This is a genomic window from Citrobacter sp. Ce129 (genome assembly GCF_030334545.1).
GTDB lineage: Bacteria > Pseudomonadota > Gammaproteobacteria > Enterobacterales > Enterobacteriaceae > Citrobacter > Citrobacter europaeus.
The window spans coordinates 26032-41591 of record NZ_JAOWDS010000047.1; the positions used below are offsets into that span (position 1 = coordinate 26032).

General features: G+C 54.7%; 12 protein-coding genes. 9 read left to right on the forward strand and 3 right to left on the reverse strand.

From position 1 onward, the window contains the following. The first annotated feature begins 12 nt into the window (after positions 1 to 12). Entirely contained in the window at positions 13 to 867 is an 855-nt protein-coding gene (gene kdsA, locus OGV77_RS01040) for a 3-deoxy-8-phosphooctulonate synthase (RefSeq protein WP_003020772.1), read from the forward strand. Between the two features lie 115 nt (positions 868 to 982). Here the strand turns inward: kdsA and chaA are convergent, their stop codons facing one another. Continuing rightward, the gene (gene chaA, locus OGV77_RS01045) at positions 983 to 2083 is read right to left on the reverse strand and encodes a sodium-potassium/proton antiporter ChaA (RefSeq protein WP_003020769.1); all 1101 of its coding nucleotides are present in this window, start codon (positions 2081 to 2083) and stop codon (positions 983 to 985) included. A gap of 276 nt (positions 2084 to 2359) precedes the next feature. Between chaA and chaB the strand changes: the two genes are divergently transcribed. Next, on the forward strand, positions 2360 to 2590 hold the full coding sequence (gene chaB, locus OGV77_RS01050; RefSeq protein WP_043016118.1) for a putative cation transport regulator ChaB: 231 nt from the start codon (positions 2360 to 2362) through the stop codon (positions 2588 to 2590). 196 nt (positions 2591 to 2786) lie between these two features. Continuing rightward, positions 2787 to 3482 (forward strand): gamma-glutamylcyclotransferase, encoded by a 696-nt coding sequence (locus OGV77_RS01055; protein WP_060682116.1) that lies wholly within the window; start codon positions 2787 to 2789, stop codon positions 3480 to 3482. A 54-nt stretch (positions 3483 to 3536) separates the two neighbouring features. On the opposite strand, the gene OGV77_RS01060 is transcribed toward OGV77_RS01055, so the two are convergent. Both OGV77_RS01060 and OGV77_RS01065 read right to left on the reverse strand, forming a co-directional pair. Next, positions 3537 to 3782 carry a DUF1883 domain-containing protein gene (locus tag OGV77_RS01060; RefSeq protein WP_003020763.1) on the reverse strand — a complete coding sequence of 82 codons (246 nt, stop codon included), beginning with the start codon at positions 3780 to 3782 and terminating at the stop codon, positions 3537 to 3539. Between the two features lie 262 nt (positions 3783 to 4044). Continuing rightward, positions 4045 to 4398: a DsrE/DsrF/TusD sulfur relay family protein gene (locus OGV77_RS01065; RefSeq protein ID WP_047410733.1), complete on the reverse strand. Its 354-nt coding sequence runs from the start codon at positions 4396 to 4398 to the stop codon at positions 4045 to 4047. Positions 4399 to 4471: 73 nt separating this feature from the next. On the opposite strand from OGV77_RS01065, the gene nasR reads away from it, so the two are divergent. The 6 genes from nasR (at position 4472) to OGV77_RS01095 (ending at position 15482) form a co-directional block, all read left to right on the forward strand. Then, positions 4472 to 5653: a nitrate regulatory protein NasR gene (gene nasR / locus OGV77_RS01070; protein ID WP_087050478.1), complete on the forward strand. Its 1182-nt coding sequence runs from the start codon at positions 4472 to 4474 to the stop codon at positions 5651 to 5653. A gap of 222 nt (positions 5654 to 5875) precedes the next feature. Then, positions 5876 to 7135: a CmpA/NrtA family ABC transporter substrate-binding protein gene (locus OGV77_RS01075; protein WP_087050479.1), complete on the forward strand. Its 1260-nt coding sequence runs from the start codon at positions 5876 to 5878 to the stop codon at positions 7133 to 7135. A gap of 1 nt (position 7136) precedes the next feature. After that, positions 7137 to 8012: a nitrate ABC transporter permease gene (ntrB, locus tag OGV77_RS01080; RefSeq protein ID WP_047410740.1), complete on the forward strand. Its 876-nt coding sequence runs from the start codon at positions 7137 to 7139 to the stop codon at positions 8010 to 8012. A 9-nt stretch (positions 8013 to 8021) separates the two neighbouring features. Further along, positions 8022 to 8810 carry an ABC transporter ATP-binding protein gene (locus OGV77_RS01085; protein WP_043016122.1) on the forward strand — a complete coding sequence of 263 codons (789 nt, stop codon included), beginning with the start codon at positions 8022 to 8024 and terminating at the stop codon, positions 8808 to 8810. Between the two features lie 10 nt (positions 8811 to 8820). Beyond that, entirely contained in the window at positions 8821 to 12885 is a 4065-nt protein-coding gene (gene nirB / locus OGV77_RS01090; RefSeq protein ID WP_087050480.1) for a nitrite reductase large subunit NirB, read from the forward strand. Next, positions 12882 to 15482, forward strand: coding sequence for a nitrate reductase (locus OGV77_RS01095; RefSeq protein WP_087050481.1), 2601 nt, complete (start codon positions 12882 to 12884; stop codon positions 15480 to 15482). The genes nirB and OGV77_RS01095 overlap by 4 nt, the downstream gene beginning before the upstream one ends. Positions 15483 to 15560 lie beyond the last annotated feature (78 nt).

Consider the following 15560-nt stretch of genomic DNA (forward strand, 5'->3'; position numbering starts at 1 on the left):
TAAGGCGATCCTATGAAACAAAAAGTGGTTAGCATTGGCGACATCAACGTGGCAAATGACCTGCCGTTCGTGCTGTTTGGCGGAATGAACGTGCTGGAATCCCGCGATCTGGCGATGCGCATTTGTGAGCACTACGTAACCGTTACTCAAAAGCTGGGTATCCCTTACGTGTTCAAAGCCTCCTTTGATAAAGCCAACCGTTCTTCCATCCACTCTTACCGTGGACCGGGCCTTGAAGAAGGGATGAAAATCTTCCAGGAACTGAAGCAGACTTTTGGCGTAAAAGTGATCACCGACGTTCACGAAGCCAGCCAGGCACAGCCTGTTGCTGACGTGGTGGATGTGATTCAGCTGCCGGCATTCCTCGCTCGTCAAACCGATCTGGTGGAAGCGATGGCGAAAACCGGTGCCGTTATCAACGTTAAGAAACCGCAGTTCGTAAGCCCGGGCCAGATGGGTAATATCGTGGATAAATTCCATGAGGGCGGTAACGATAAAGTTATTTTGTGCGACCGTGGCGCGAACTTTGGTTATGACAATTTGGTTGTGGACATGCTTGGCTTCAGCGTGATGAAGAAAGTCTCCGGCAATTCACCGGTGATTTTTGACGTCACCCATGCGCTGCAGTGCCGCGACCCGTTTGGCGCAGCAAGCGGTGGTCGTCGCGCGCAGGTTACCGAACTGGCGCGTGCCGGTATGGCGGTAGGCCTGGCAGGTCTGTTTATTGAAGCGCATCCGGATCCAGCCAATGCGAAATGCGATGGCCCATCCGCACTGCCGCTGGCGAAGCTGGAACAGTTCCTGACGCAGATTAAAGCGATTGATGACCTGGTGAAAAGCTTCGACGAGCTGGATACCGAGAACTAAGTCTGGTTTGACCGCCCGATAGCGCCAACGCTTATCGGGCCGACAAAACCGTAAGAAATGAAGTGAAACATACTCCAGGCCGGATAAGACGCATTGCGTCGTATCCGGCTTTTTTTCAGGCAAATATCGTCATCAGATAGGCGATAAACAGCGCCAGATGCGCCGCGCCGTTAAGCACGTTGGTGCGTCCGGTAGAGAAAGAGATATGGCACAGTACCAGCGATGAAACCATCACAATCATCTCTGGCGCGCCCAGCGCAAAGACCAAATCATTCCCGGTTGCCCATGCGATCAGCGTTACGACCGGAACGGTCAGTGAAATGGTGGCTAACACCGAACCGAAGAACAAATTCATCGCCCGCTGAACCTGATTACTCAGAACCGCTTTCAGCGCGCCCAGACCCTCAGGAGAGAGGATCAGCAATGCGACCAGGAAACCGGTAAATGCCACTGGGGCATTCAGTTCAGTCAGCAATGTCTCCAGCGGGCTGGCGTTCATCTTGGTCACGGCGATTACAGCGATCAGATGAATGATAAGCCAGGCGGCGTGCCACATATTGCTGTGGGCTGACGGTTTACCGTGATGCGGGTCATCGTCGTCACCCTCGTCTTCATGCTCGTAAATGAACAGGCTCTGGTGGGTTTTAGTTTGTATCAGCAAAAACACGCCGTACATCGCCGCAGAAATTAATGCCACCAGCAGCGCCTGCGCGGTAGTGAAATTCGCTCCCGGTAAAGCCATTGGGAACACCAGTACAATAATGGCCAGCGGGAACAGGGCGATTAAATACTGCTTAATACCAAACAGGTTCATATACTGAGTGGCAAATTTACGACCACCTAACAGTAAAGAAAAACCGACCAGACCGCCGGTTACGATCATTATGATTGAATATAGCGTATCGCGCATGAGCGTAGGCGCAGCATCGCCAGTCGCCATTAATGCGGAGATTAAGCTGACTTCAAGAATAACAACGGACAGGCTGAGGATCAGCGACCCGTAGGGTTCGCCAAGTCGATGCGCTAATACATCCGCATGACGGACAACGCTAAATGCGCTGCTTAATATACCAATAAGGGCCAGCGCATTGATACCGATGACCACTGGTAGTGACTGACTGCTCCCCCAGAAGAACAGTACTACCAGCGCCAAAATCGGGAAGACGAGAGAGGTCTCCTTGTGGCGGGTTTTTACCGCCTCATGTACTTGTGTCATTGAACTAATTTCTCCATCTCTGCAGGTATTTATAATTATAAAAAGTATTAAAGAATGTAAAAAATAACAGAAAACCTGGTTTTGTAGGTGACATTTTACGAAATTTTACTACATCGCTTATTTTTCCTCTCAAAGCGGTCAAAAACAAATTCTTTGTTTATAGACTGTTTAATTAACAGAAGGTTAGATGAAGAAAGTTTCTAAAAATGTCTTTTGTTGGCGTATCGCCGCATTGTTAACCACACTTAAGGTTTAGCCTAAAAAGAGGAGTTCACAATGCCGTATAAATCTAAAAGCGATCTGCCTGACAGCGTGCAGCATGTTCTGCCAGCCCATGCTCAGGACATCTACAAAGAAGCTTTCAACAGCGCCTGGGAACAGTATAAAGATAAATCTGACCGTCGTGATGATGCCACCCGCGAAGAGACGGCGCACAAGGTGGCGTGGGCCGCGGTCAAAAATGATTATCAAAAAGGTGATGATGATAAATGGCATAAAAAGACGTAACAGTATCAATTATAATGCTTTTATGAACTAGCCAGCATCAGGCGTTAGCGAATCGTGCTACGCCGCGCCGTTGCTGGCTTGCAAGCGAGCGGTGAATTGCCTATTGTCCAGCTATTGGTTTCAAAATGAGCAGTAAAAAAGCCCGGAAGGCGTCAAAAAAGTTGTCGCAGGGAAGCTGCAGTGGCGGAGGTGTAAGGTGTTAACGCGTGATTTTTTATTGAATGCCGACTGTAAGACGGCATTTGGTGCTATTGAAGAATCACTACTCTGGTCAGCGGAACAACGTGCAGCCTCACTGGCCGCCACGCTCGCTTGCCGACCAGATGATGGACCGGTGTGGATCTTTGGTTATGGATCGTTGATGTGGAACCCGGCCTTAGAGTTTGAAGAGTCCTGTACCGGGACGTTAGTCGGCTGGCACCGTGCTTTCTGTCTGCGCCTGACGGCGGGGCGAGGAACGGCGTGTCAGCCAGGACGTATGCTGGCCCTGAAAGAAGGAGGACGCACCACCGGTGTGGCCTACCGCTTGCCGGAGGCATCCCTGGAACAAGAGCTTTCGCTGCTGTGGAAGCGAGAAATGATCACCGGCTGTTATCTGCCGACCTGGTGTCAGTTGGCGCTGGATGATGGCAGGACGGTGAACGCGCTGGTCTTTATTATGGATCCGCGTCACCCGCTGTTTGAGTCAGACACGCGTGCGCAGGTGATCGCGCCGCTGATTGCCGCCGCCAGTGGACCTTTAGGCACTAACGCCCAGTATCTGTTCTCGCTGGAACAAGAGCTGGTTAAGTTAGGGATGCAGGATGATTGTCTTAACGATTTGGTGATCACGGTCAAACGATTGTTGGGAGAGAACCTGCCAGAAGGCGTTATGCGACCAGGGTTTGCCTGACTCCAGCCTGGAACTGTATGCCCGAAAGCCAGACGCTCTTCGGGCATTTAACCCTTAGGCTGCAATATAACTTATCGAATGCTCGAGCGACTGGCTGTGGCTGTCGATCAGCACATTCCAGATGCCGGTATAGGGCACGGTCAACCATGCGTTATCACGATCCTGCACGCTTAAAATATCGGACTGCGTGTCTTTGACGTGATTTTTCTCGCTCATCAGATGGATATGACAGCGCTCAGAACAGCGCACTACCACCGTATCGCCACCAAATAACTTTAAACTCGCCTTCACTAATGCCATTTTTCACCCCGTTCTTGAAAACAACGTACTTTCTGTCGAAAGTGCTGCGTGATGTTGTTCACATTTCACTCATGGCATAACACCAAAGGGTGAGCCACAGGATGCTGATTTTGATCAAAAAATGGCATAACGATTAAACAAAAGTGACAAAATCCCTCAAAAGGGTTGAAAGGGCGTGCTAACGTTCAACGAAACCGCGCCCATCTACGATTAAATCCGGAAATTATCGACACTTTCAGTGTGCTGGCCTGAAAGCGGTGTATCAGAAGGTCAGCACTTTATCTGCAGCCAGAGTCCATTGAGCCAGTTCAACCAGCGTGCCGACGGCTACTCCGTCGATTAACGGCAGCTCCGTTATGCCTCGGCCATCGGTGCAGGTTTTGCACAGTTTTACCGGCACATTTTGCGCCGTCAGAATCTCCAGCATTTGCTGAATATTGTATCCTTCCGCTGGTTTCTGTCCTCGTAATCCCGCGGTTACCGCGTCCGACATTAAAAACAGGCGCAGGTCGAGATCCGCTTCTTGTTCGCGCAGGGCGATAGCCAGTCGCAGGCTGTTAAATAAGGATTCACTTCCATAGGCCGCACCGTTCGCGACGATCACTATCTTTTGCATTTTTACTCCTGTTGTCAGGGGGGCATGGATATTGCTTGTCCTCAGGGATAACCCGTTATCGGTGAGGGCAGAGATGATGACAAATGCACAAAATTTCGGCGCGGCGCAATGGTTTCGCCATGCCCGCCAGCTTGAGAATACCCAGCTTCGCCAACTGGCGCAGTCCGGTAAGCTGGTGATACGCATCAGCCATCTGGTGCATATGCTACAGTGCGAACGCGGTGCATCCAATATCTGGTTGTGTTCTCAAGGTACGCTTTATGATCGGGAGGTCCGTGCCAGTCGGGCGCTGGTGGATGAGGAGTGTCGGCAACTGCATATCCTTTTCCAGCACATTATGCCGGTGGCGGGCAGTGCGTTGTGTCACCGCATTGCTGGCACCGTCTGGTGTCTCGATCAGCTAACGACGCTGCGTGAGTCTGTCAGCGGACAGATTGTCGATGCGCAGCAGGTGATGGAGCAATATAGCCGGATGTTACGCCATCTGCTGGGTATTGTACCGCAGCTTAACGACAGCATCGATTATCCCCATGTCGCAGGTGGACTGGTAGCGCTGTACAGTTTTATGCAGGGTAAAGAACTGGTGGGGCAAGAGCGGGCATTAGGGGCCATTGGCTTTACCCAGGGCGAGTTTAATCCTCCGATGCGCCAGGAGCTGGTGGACAGAATCGACGGGCAGCAGCCGTGCTTTGACACCTTTATCTCCCTGGCTTCACCTGTGCTGGTGCAGCATTTTCGTCAGCAGTGCGAGGCATCGGGCGAGATCGAACAACTGCGACGCCAGGCCTGTACGCGACAACCCCAACTCGATAACGGTGAAAGCGCGCTACGCTGGTTTACCCTACAGACGCAGCGCCTTGAACAATTACGCCATCTCGAAGAGATGCTGATTACCGAGTTGCTGAACGCCGTGGCGCGGCGGCTGGCAGAAGAAACCTCCGCCTTGCCGCTCGACAACTGGCTTGATGACCGTGCTGAGGAACCCCTTTCGTTACGTCGGGATAAACAATTATTGTGGGTTGTTCGCCAGCAGGCTCGCCAGTTGGAACAGATGAGCGCCCAGTTGGCCTCATTGCAGGACGCCTTAGAGGAGCGCAAGGTGATTGATAAAGCAAAAAGCATCCTGATGAATCACCAACAGGTCAGCGAAGAACAGGCGTGGCAGCTATTGCGAAAAATGGCTATGGATAAAAACCAACGGATGGTGGATATCGCCCGGGCACTGCTTACCGTCAAATCCCTGATGCAGGGATAGCGGCTGCACAACGGGCGGGCAGCGGCTGCCATATTTGGGTGCACCACGACGTCTGCTACGCGTTGAACCCGCTAAAACCGTCAGTGTAATTCTGGCATCTGAATTGCATTCACTCATACAGACAATTTAGCAGCAGGCCAACGGCGGTCTGACTGTTTTGAGGATAAAGGCGTCCTGCAATGCTTCGGCATTGTTGGACGCCTTTTTTTATGGGGAGCATGTATGGGTGACAGAACAGTTTCGTTAACGCGGCGGCAGTTTTTGCAGGCAAGTGCCGTGATGGGGGCCAGTTCCCTGATTCCAGGACTGATGTCCTCGGTCTGGGCGGCAGGCTCTGATGCGCCGGAGATCACTACCGTTCGGGTCGGTTTTATTCCGCTAACCGACTGCGCGCCGCTGGTTATCGCCGCGTTGAAAGGTTTTGATAAAAAATACGGCATTACGCTGGTGCCGACCAAAGAGGCAAGCTGGGCCGCAGTGCGTGACAAACTGGTCTCTGGAGAGCTGGATGCGGCGCATGTTCTGTACGGCCTGTTGTATGGACTGGAACTGGGGATTGCCAGTAAAGCGCAGCCAATGGCCAATCTGATGACGCTCAATCAGAACGGGCAGGCGATCACGCTCTCCGCAACGCTGCTGGAGCAGGGGATTACCGATGCGTCTGCGCTGAAGAAACTGATCGTCTCGCAGGCGCCTGGAACCTATACCTTCGCGCATACCTTTCCCACCGGCACACATGCCATGTGGCTCTATTACTGGCTGGCCAGCGCTGACATCAATCCTTTCACCGATGTTCGCACCGTCGTGGTACCGCCTCCGCAAATGGTGATGAACATGCGCATTGGCAATATGAGCGGATTCTGCGTCGGCGAGCCGTGGAATGCGCGGGCGATCAACGACCGCATCGGTTTTACCGCGGCGACGTCTCAGGAAATCTGGCCCGACCATCCGGAAAAAGTACTCGGTACGCGCCGGGAGTGGGTCGAAAAATATCCACATACTGCCCGGGCGCTGGTTAGCACGCTGCTTGAAGCGTCGCGCTGGATAGATGCCAGTGACGCCAACAAACGCGAAACAGCACAAATTCTGGCGCGCCGGGCCTGGCTCAATACCAAAGAAAGCTATCTGACGGGAAGAATGCTGGGTGAGTACGACAACGGGGCAGGTCGTCGCTGGCAGGATCCGCATGCCATACGCTTTTTTCGCGACGGCGAGGTGAGTTTTCCATGGCATTCCGATGGCATGTGGTTTCTGACCCAGTTCCGCCGTTGGGGATTGTTAAAGCAACAACCGGATTATGCAGCCATTGCCGCGCGCATCAACCGGACCGATATCTGGCGCGATGCGGCAGCTGCGGTTGGTGGGATAACACCGCCTGCGCAATTGTTACGTACCAGTACGCTGATGGACGGTTCCGTATGGGATGGCCGCAATCCAGAAGCCTATGCCAACAGTTTTACCCTCCACCGTACAGGAGCCTGAGATGAAACAAAATACGCAGCTTAAATCCCCTGAACCGGCAGTTGGTGAAGTCATAACGCTATCAACGATGAAGGTCAGAAAGCGCAAAATGCCGTGGTCATTATGGTTAAACGCATGGCTCAGGCGAGCCGTACCCGCTCTGCTGGGGATTGCCTTGCTGGTGGTGTGCTGGCAACTGGCCGCTATCAACAGCAAAGGATTTCCTACGCCGCTGAGCACTCTGGATTCAGCCCTGACACTGTTTGCCGATCCGTTCTATAACGGCGGGCCGAATGATATGGGGATCGGCTGGAACGTGCTGGCGTCGTTGCAACGGGTTGCGATCGGTTTCGGATTAGCGGCGCTGGTGGGGATCCCGCTGGGATTTCTGATTGGGCGTTATACCTTCTTCTCGCACATGTTTTCTCCGCTGATTGCGCTGTTGCGCCCGGTCAGCCCGCTGGCCTGGCTGCCGATTGGACTGCTGTTGTTTCAAAAAGCGGAACCCGCATCGAGCTGGACCATCTTTATCTGTTCTATATGGCCGATGGTGATCAACACCGCCGAAGGGGTGCGGAGAATTCCTGACGATTATCTCAACGTTGCTCGCGTACTGCAGCTCTCAGAGTGGACGGTGATGCGACGGATACTTTTCCCCGCCGTGCTGCCGGCGATCCTCACTGGCATACGCCTGTCTATCGGCATCGCCTGGTTGGTGATTGTGGCAGCCGAAATGCTCACCGGCGGGTTGGGGATTGGTTTTTGGATCTGGAATGAGTGGAACAACCTTAACGTCGAAAACATTCTCATCGCTATCGTCATCATCGGCGTTGTAGGCCTGCTGCTTGAGCAGGGGCTAATGCTGGTGGCACGTCGGTTTAGCTGGCAGGAAAAATAAGGAGACAACATGAAACCCATTATTCAGATCCAGGCGGTCAGCCAGCGTTTCTCGACCGCCAGCGGTGAGTTCCTCGCGCTCCACAATGTCTCTTTTGATATCCATGAAGGGGAGACCGTCAGTTTGATTGGTCACTCCGGTTGCGGCAAGTCGACGCTTTTGAATCTGATTGCCGGCATTACGCTGCCTACGGAAGGAGGCCTGATTTGTGATAATCGCGAAATTGCCGGGCCAGGGCCTGAGCGGGCGGTCGTTTTCCAGAATCATTCGCTGCTGCCGTGGCTGACCTGCTTCGACAATGTAGCCCTGGCCGTCGATCAGGTTTTCCGCCACACCATGAGCAAAGCCGAACGACGCGAGTGGATCGAGCACAACCTGCATCGCGTCCAGATGGGCCACGCGATGCATAAACACCCCGGTGAAGTCTCTGGTGGGATGAAGCAGCGCGTGGGTATTGCCCGGGCGCTGGCGATGAAACCCAAAGTCCTGCTCATGGATGAACCGTTTGGCGCACTGGATGCGCTCACCAGGGCGCATCTGCAGGATACGGTGATGCACATTCAACAGTCGCTGAACACCACCATTGTGCTGATCACTCACGACGTTGATGAAGCCGTGCTGCTTTCCGACCGGGTTCTGATGATGACCAACGGGCCGGCGGCGACGGTAGGCGAGATCCTGACGGTTGATTTGCCGCGCCCACGCAATCGGGTCCAGCTCGCCGATGACAGCCGATACCATCAGCTACGACAACGCATACTCCATTTTCTGTATGAGAAACAGCCGAAGGCGGCGTAAGGAGGGTGATATGACGCGACTGGTCATTGTAGGTCATGGCATGGCGGCTACTCGCCTGATTGAGGCGCTTATTACGTACAGGGATTGCAACATTGCCATCACCGTTATCGGTGAAGAGCCGCAGCTTGCTTACAACCGGATCCAACTTTCACCGGTACTGGGGGGAGAAAAGGCCTTTGCGCAAACCTTACTTCACCCGGCGCAGTGGTATCTCTACCACGGCGTGACGGTGCTAAGCGGTGAAACCGTGCTGACTGTTGATGCCGCCAGCCACAGCCTGACCACGACAAAACGGCTTATGTTCTGGGATGAGCTGGTATTTGCCACCGGGTCGTATCCGTTTATTCCGCCTATTCCCGGCGGTAAACAGCCGCATGTTCATGCTTTTCGCTCGATGCAGGATGTTGAGGCGATTCTCCAGCGGTCTGGGCCAAAGGTGGTGCTGGGCGGTGGCGTTCTTGGCATAGAGGCGGCGGCAGCATTACACCTTAATGGTGACAACGTCACGTTAATTCATCGCACGGGTAGGCTGATGGAACAACAGCTTGATCAACTGGCCAGCGACTTGTTGCAGGCTCAACTGACGAGTCGTGGCATTCGCTGTGAACTTGGTTCAGGCATCACCAGTATCGAAGCCGACAGCGTCACGTTGCTGGATGGCCAGCGGATTGCGGCGAATGGCGTGGTGATTGCCACGGGGGTAAAACCCAATATCCGCCTGGCGCAGGCGTGCGGCGTAGTTTGTCAGCAGGGGATCGTGGTGGATGATCAACTTCGCACCTCAACGCCCAACATTAGCGCTGTCGGGGAATGCTGCGAGATTAACGGCCAGACGTGGGGACTGGTCGCGCCGTGTCTGAAGCAGGCAGAGGTGTTGGCTGCGCGACTGGCGGGTTTTACCGGTGCCGGATTTGGCTGGCAGTCGAGCGGAACGCGTCTCAAGGTGACGGGCATTGATCTGTTTAGTGCAGGTGTAACAGACGCGACGGCGACGGATGCCATCCTGAGTACATACGATCCGCTTAGTGGGCACTACCGCCGCTTGCTGACGCGTGACGGAAAACTCCATGGTGTGCTGCTGATGGGCGATTGCCGCAGCGCCGCGCCGTTAACCGATTTGCTGGCCCAGGGGGCGACAGCACAATCAGACTGGCTCTTCGACCGCTTTGATACGCAGCCATCGGCTGCAGGACAGATGACGATGACAAAACCGACGCTGGCTGTTGTGGGACACGGTATGGTTGGCCACCATTTTCTCGAGCAATGCGTAAGCCGTAATCTGCATTTGCATTATCACATCGTGGTGTTTGGCGAGGAACGTTATGCCGCCTATGACCGGGTGCATCTGTCTGAGTATTTTGCCGGGCGCAGCGCGCAATCACTTTCGCTTGTCGCAGATGATTTCTTTGCCCGCAATGGCATCGAGCTACGTTTGGGGCAATGCGTGACCGGGATCGATCGTGAAACGCGCGTCATCCGTAACGCCGACGGACATGAAACCCACTGGGATGCGCTGGTGCTTGCCACCGGATCGTATCCGTTTGTCCCTCCCGTGAAAGGTGGGGATTCTCCATCCTGCTTTGTTTATCGTACGTTGGACGATCTGGATGCCATTGCAGCGAAAGCGAAAAGTGCGCGCCGCGGGGTGGTTATCGGCGGAGGCCTGCTTGGTCTGGAGTCGGCGAACGCGCTGCGTCAGCTTGGGCTGGAAACGCATGTCGTTGAATTTGCGGCTAATCTGATGGCGGTACAACTGGATAACGCCGGTGCCGCGATGCTGCGAGAAAAGATAGAAGCGCTGGGCGTTGGCGTCCACACCGCGAAATCGACCACGGAAATTGAAAGCACTTCTGACGGACTGGTACTGCACTTTGCCGATGGCGAAAAGCTGGAAACTGAAATGGTGGTCTTTTCTGCGGGGATTCGTCCGCAGGATGCGCTGGCGCGTCGTAGCGGATTAAATATTGGCGAACGCGGTGGGATTTGTATCGATAACCACTGTCGCACGTCAGATGACGCCATTTTTGCAATCGGCGAATGTGCGCTGTGGGAAGGGCGAGTCTTTGGCCTTGTCGCGCCGGGGTATCAAATGGCGCGGGTGGTCGCCGCACAGCTGGCCGGAGACGATGTCAGCTTTAGCGGCGCGGATATGAGTACCAAACTCAAGCTGCTGGGCGTCGATGTCGCTTCTTTTGGCGATGCGCATGCCCGTACGCCGGGCGCGAAAAGTTACCAATGGACGCATGGTCCCGAGCAGATCTACAAAAAAATCGTCGTCAGCGCGGAGGGCAAAACGCTGTTGGGTGGGGTGTTGGTTGGCGATGCTGGCGATTACGCCACGCTACTTCAAATGATGCTCAATGGGATGCCGCTTCCCGGTCAGCCGGAATCGCTGATCCTGCCCTCGCTGGCGGGCGGTGCGTCGAAAGCGCTTGGGGTTGCGGCATTGCCCGATACTGCGCAAATCTGCTCTTGTCATAACGTCAGTAAGGCCGATATATGTCAGGCGGTGAGCGCTGGCGCGACGGACATGGGCGCCATCAAGCAGTGCACGAAGGCTGCGACTGGATGTGGCGGATGCAGCGCGCTGGTTAAACAGGTGATGGAGCACCAACTTGCGGCCCAGGGCGTTGAGGTTAAAAAGGATATCTGTGAACACTTTCCCTGGTCGCGCCAGGAGATTTATCACCTGGTACGGGTGAACCATATTCATACTTTCGAACAGTTGATTAGCCGTTACGGTCATGGTCACGGCTGCGAAATCTGCAAACCTCTGGTGGGGTCAGTGCTGGCGTCCTGCTGGAATGAGTATCTGCTTAAACCTGCGCACTTACCGTTGCAGGACACTAACGATCGCTATTTTGCCAATATTCAAAAAGACGGTTCCTATTCCGTGGTTCCACGTATGCCTGCGGGAGAGGTCACACCAGACGGCCTGATCGCTATAGGCCAGATTGCGAAACGTTTCCAGCTGTACAGCAAAATCACCGGCGGGCAGCGGGTGGATCTTTTCGGTGCGCGTCTGGAGCAGTTACCAGATATCTGGCGCGAGCTGGTGGCGGCGGGGTTTGAAACAGGGCATGCGTACGGGAAGTCGTTGCGTACAGTGAAGTCCTGCGTGGGCTCAACCTGGTGTCGCTACGGCGTACAGGACTCAACGGCAATGGCGGTGATACTCGAAAATCGCTACAAAGGGCTGCGCGCGCCACACAAAATTAAAATGGCGGTTTCCGGTTGTACCCGGGAATGCGCCGAGGCGCAGGGCAAAGATGTCGGCGTCATTGCGACGGATAAAGGCTGGAATCTCTATCTGTGCGGCAACGGAGGAATGAAACCGCGCCATGCCTGTCTGTTTGCCAGTGATTTGGATGATGCCGCGCTGCTGAGTACCATCGACCGTTTCCTGATGTTCTACATTCGCACCGCCGATCGTCTGCAACGTACCAGCACCTGGATGGATAACCTGGAAGGCGGTATTGAATATTTACGTGAGGTGATCCTTGACGACAGTTTAGGTATTGCCAGCGAACTGGAACAAGAGATGGCGCGGGTTGTGGAAAGTTATCAGTGTGAATGGCAAACCACGCTCAGCAGCCCGCAGCGCCTGGCGCTGTTTCGTTCTTACATCAATAGTGATGAGCCGGATGAGACGATTGCACGCGCGCCTTTGCGCGGGCAGCCGCAGTTGGCGGCATCTGCATCCAGAGGTCGGGAGTTATTACCGACAAAACCCTGGCAGGAGATATGCGCCCTTGATGCGATCCCTGAGCAGGCGGGTATTGGTGCACGCCTGGGAGACGTACAAATCGCGTTATTTCGCTTTGGGCAGACGATTTATGCCCTTGATAACCTTGAACCCGGTAGTTCTGCTCAGGTGTTATCACGCGGTATTCTGGGGGACGTGCAGGGTGAGCCGATTGTTATCTCGCCGCTGTATAAACAACGTATTCGTCTGCGCGATGGCCGCCAGTATGACAGCGGAGAACAGGCGGTACGCGCCTGGCCGGTGAAAGTGGAGGCTGGAAAAGTGTGGGTGGGAACTCAGGCGCTGATCCTGCGGGCGGAGGCATCATGAGTGAGACTCGTACAACGTGCCCGTACTGTGGCGTTGGCTGCGGCGTAATTGCGCAGGTGGACAACAATGGTGTCACCGTCAGAGGCGACCCCGAACATCCGGCAAACTTTGGCCGCTTGTGCGTTAAAGGCGCGGCGCTGGCTGAAACCACAGGACTCAGCGGCAGGTTGTTGCAGCCAATGGTGGATGGCGCAACGGCAAGCTGGTCGCAGGCGCTGGATACCGCCGGTGAACGCCTGCGCGCTATCATTGCTCAGCATGGTCCGCATGCCGTGGCCTTTTATGCCTCCGGGCAACTGCTGACGGAGGATTACTATGCGGCGAATAAGCTGATGAAAGGTTTCATTGGCGCGGCCAACATTGATACCAATTCGCGGCTTTGTATGTCGTCTGCGGTGACCGGGTACAAGCGGGCGTTGGGGGCGGATGTGGTGCCCTGCAGCTATGAGGATATCGAATGCAGCGATTTGGTGGTGTTGGTGGGATCGAATGCGGCATGGACGCATCCGGTGCTGTATCAGCGTCTGGTACAGGCGCGCAGTGCCAATCCGTCGATGAAGGTTGTGGTTATCGATCCTCGTCGCACCGCCACCTGTGATATCGCCGATCTGCATCTTTCCCTGCTGCCCGGTAGCGATGCCGGACTGTTTGTTGGCTTACTGAACCGGATTGTGGCTGAGGGTGATGCGCGGAGTGAATTTGATGACGCTGCAGAAACGTTTGCTATCGCCCGCGACTGGAATCTGGAGCGTGTCGCGCAATTTTGCGGGCTGGATGTTGCTGATGTTGTCACCTTCTATGACTGGTTTACGCGCGCGTCAACAGCCATCACGCTTTACACCATGGGCATTAACCAGTCCGCCAGCGGTAGCGACAAATGCAATGCGATTATCAATGTACATCTGGCCAGCGGTAAATTTGGACGGGAGGGGTGCGGCCCATTTTCGCTGACCGGACAACCCAATGCGATGGGCGGACGGGAGGTTGGCGGGCTGGCGACCCAACTGGCGGCGCATATGAATTTTGAACCTCAGGATCTTGCCCGCCTGGCCCGTTTCTGGGGCACCGAAAGGCTGGCGCAGACGCCAGGGTTGATGGCGGTAGATCTGTTTGAGGCGATCGGTAAAGGCGATGTCAAAGCTGTATGGATCATGGGGACTAACCCGGCGGTGTCACTACCGGACAGCCATGCAGTGTGCCAGGCGCTGGCCGCCTGTCCACTGGTGATTGTCTCCGAAGTCGTGGCTGACACGGATACCAGCCGCTATGCGCATATCCGGTTTCCGGCGCAGGCCTGGGGGGAGAAAAACGGTACGGTGACCAACTCAGAACGTCGGATCTCGCGCCAGCGTGCATTTTTAACTGCGCCGGGTGAGACGCGGCCAGACTGGTGGATTGTCGCGCAAATGGCGAAACAGTTGGGATTTGCCCAGGCGTTTGGCTGGCAAAGCGCCTGGGAGGTATTTTGTGAACATGCGGCGCTTTCTGGTTATGAAAACAGAGGTGAACGTGCATTTGATATTGGCGCGTTAGCTGAGCTGACGCACCAACAGTGGGATGAGATGACGCCGGTTCGCTGGCCGGTGAGCACAGGCTCATCAACGCTTAATCTTTGGCAGGGGTGGCGTGGTAACCAACGTTTACGCCTGGTCGCTGTTGCGCCGCAGGGGATGAAAACCACCTGCGATGCCCTCTATCCATTGGTGTTAAATAGTGGTCGCATTCGCGATCAGTGGCACACCATGACGCGCACGGGGACAATTTCACGCCTGATGCAGCATATCAATGAGCCGCTTGTAGAAATTGCACCTGAAGATGCTGGTCGCTTCAAACTTAATGAAGGTGCACTATGCCGGGTGAATTCCCCGCGCGGCGTGATGGTCGGTAGAGTAACCATCCACCCTGGACAGAGGCCGGGGTGCGTCTTCACCTCAATGCATTGGAATAACCGTTTTGCCCGTCAGGGGCGAGTAAATGCATTGGTTTCCCCGGTTTGCGATCCTGACTCTGGACAGCCGGAAAGCAAACAGACTGCGGTGCGCATTATGGCGTGGCAGCCCCGGTGGCAGGGAGAGCTGTTTTGCCGCTCTACGCTGACGTTGCCGGGATTCGTCCACTGGTGGCGTAAAAGTGCTGACAATGCGTTGCGCTATACCCTTGCGGGTGACAGCGATATTTTCGTCTGGCTACAACAATATTGTGTGGCGCAGGGCTGGCAACTTCAACTGGCGCAATGGGAACGGGGGCTGAATCTGCTGGCCTGGCATGATGGCAACCTGATGCTCGGGTTCTGGTCAGCAGCAACGCCGCCGCAGATTGATGATGAGGCGATCCTCTGCGCATTCATGCAAAAGCCGGAAAATGCTCAGGCTCGTCATGCGCTGTTGGGCGGGAAATCCGGAGGAATTCCGGCTGATAAGGGAGTGACTATTTGCAGTTGTTTTAACGTAGGAGAAAAAGCCATTACCCAGGCTATCGCTAACGGTTGTGATACGGTTCAGGCACTGGGACAGGCATTACGTTGTGGAAGCAATTGCGGCTCATGTATTCCGGAACTGAAGGCATTACTGGCACAAAAAATCACACTCAATGATTAAGGATATTCCTGAAAATTTGAGAAAAGGCTGCAAAGGGGAGCGCGGGCAGGTAGGATTTAAGCTGTGATCCCCAAATTC

Coding starts and splice junctions, on each gene's coding strand:
- OGV77_RS01085 (WP_043016122.1), top strand. CDS start 8,022: ATGAAACCCATTATTCAGATCCAGGCGGTCAGCCAGCGTTTCTCGACC.
- kdsA (WP_003020772.1), top strand. CDS start 13: ATGAAACAAAAAGTGGTTAGCATTGGCGACATCAACGTGGCAAATGAC.
- OGV77_RS01060 (WP_003020763.1), bottom strand. CDS start 3,782: ATGGCATTAGTGAAGGCGAGTTTAAAGTTATTTGGTGGCGATACGGTG.
- chaA (WP_003020769.1), bottom strand. CDS start 2,083: ATGACACAAGTACATGAGGCGGTAAAAACCCGCCACAAGGAGACCTCT.
- OGV77_RS01075 (WP_087050479.1), top strand. CDS start 5,876: ATGGGTGACAGAACAGTTTCGTTAACGCGGCGGCAGTTTTTGCAGGCA.
- nirB (WP_087050480.1), top strand. CDS start 8,821: ATGACGCGACTGGTCATTGTAGGTCATGGCATGGCGGCTACTCGCCTG.
- nasR (WP_087050478.1), top strand. CDS start 4,472: ATGATGACAAATGCACAAAATTTCGGCGCGGCGCAATGGTTTCGCCAT.
- ntrB (WP_047410740.1), top strand. CDS start 7,137: ATGAAACAAAATACGCAGCTTAAATCCCCTGAACCGGCAGTTGGTGAA.
- chaB (WP_043016118.1), top strand. CDS start 2,360: ATGCCGTATAAATCTAAAAGCGATCTGCCTGACAGCGTGCAGCATGTT.
- OGV77_RS01095 (WP_087050481.1), top strand. CDS start 12,882: ATGAGTGAGACTCGTACAACGTGCCCGTACTGTGGCGTTGGCTGCGGC.
- OGV77_RS01065 (WP_047410733.1), bottom strand. CDS start 4,398: ATGCAAAAGATAGTGATCGTCGCGAACGGTGCGGCCTATGGAAGTGAA.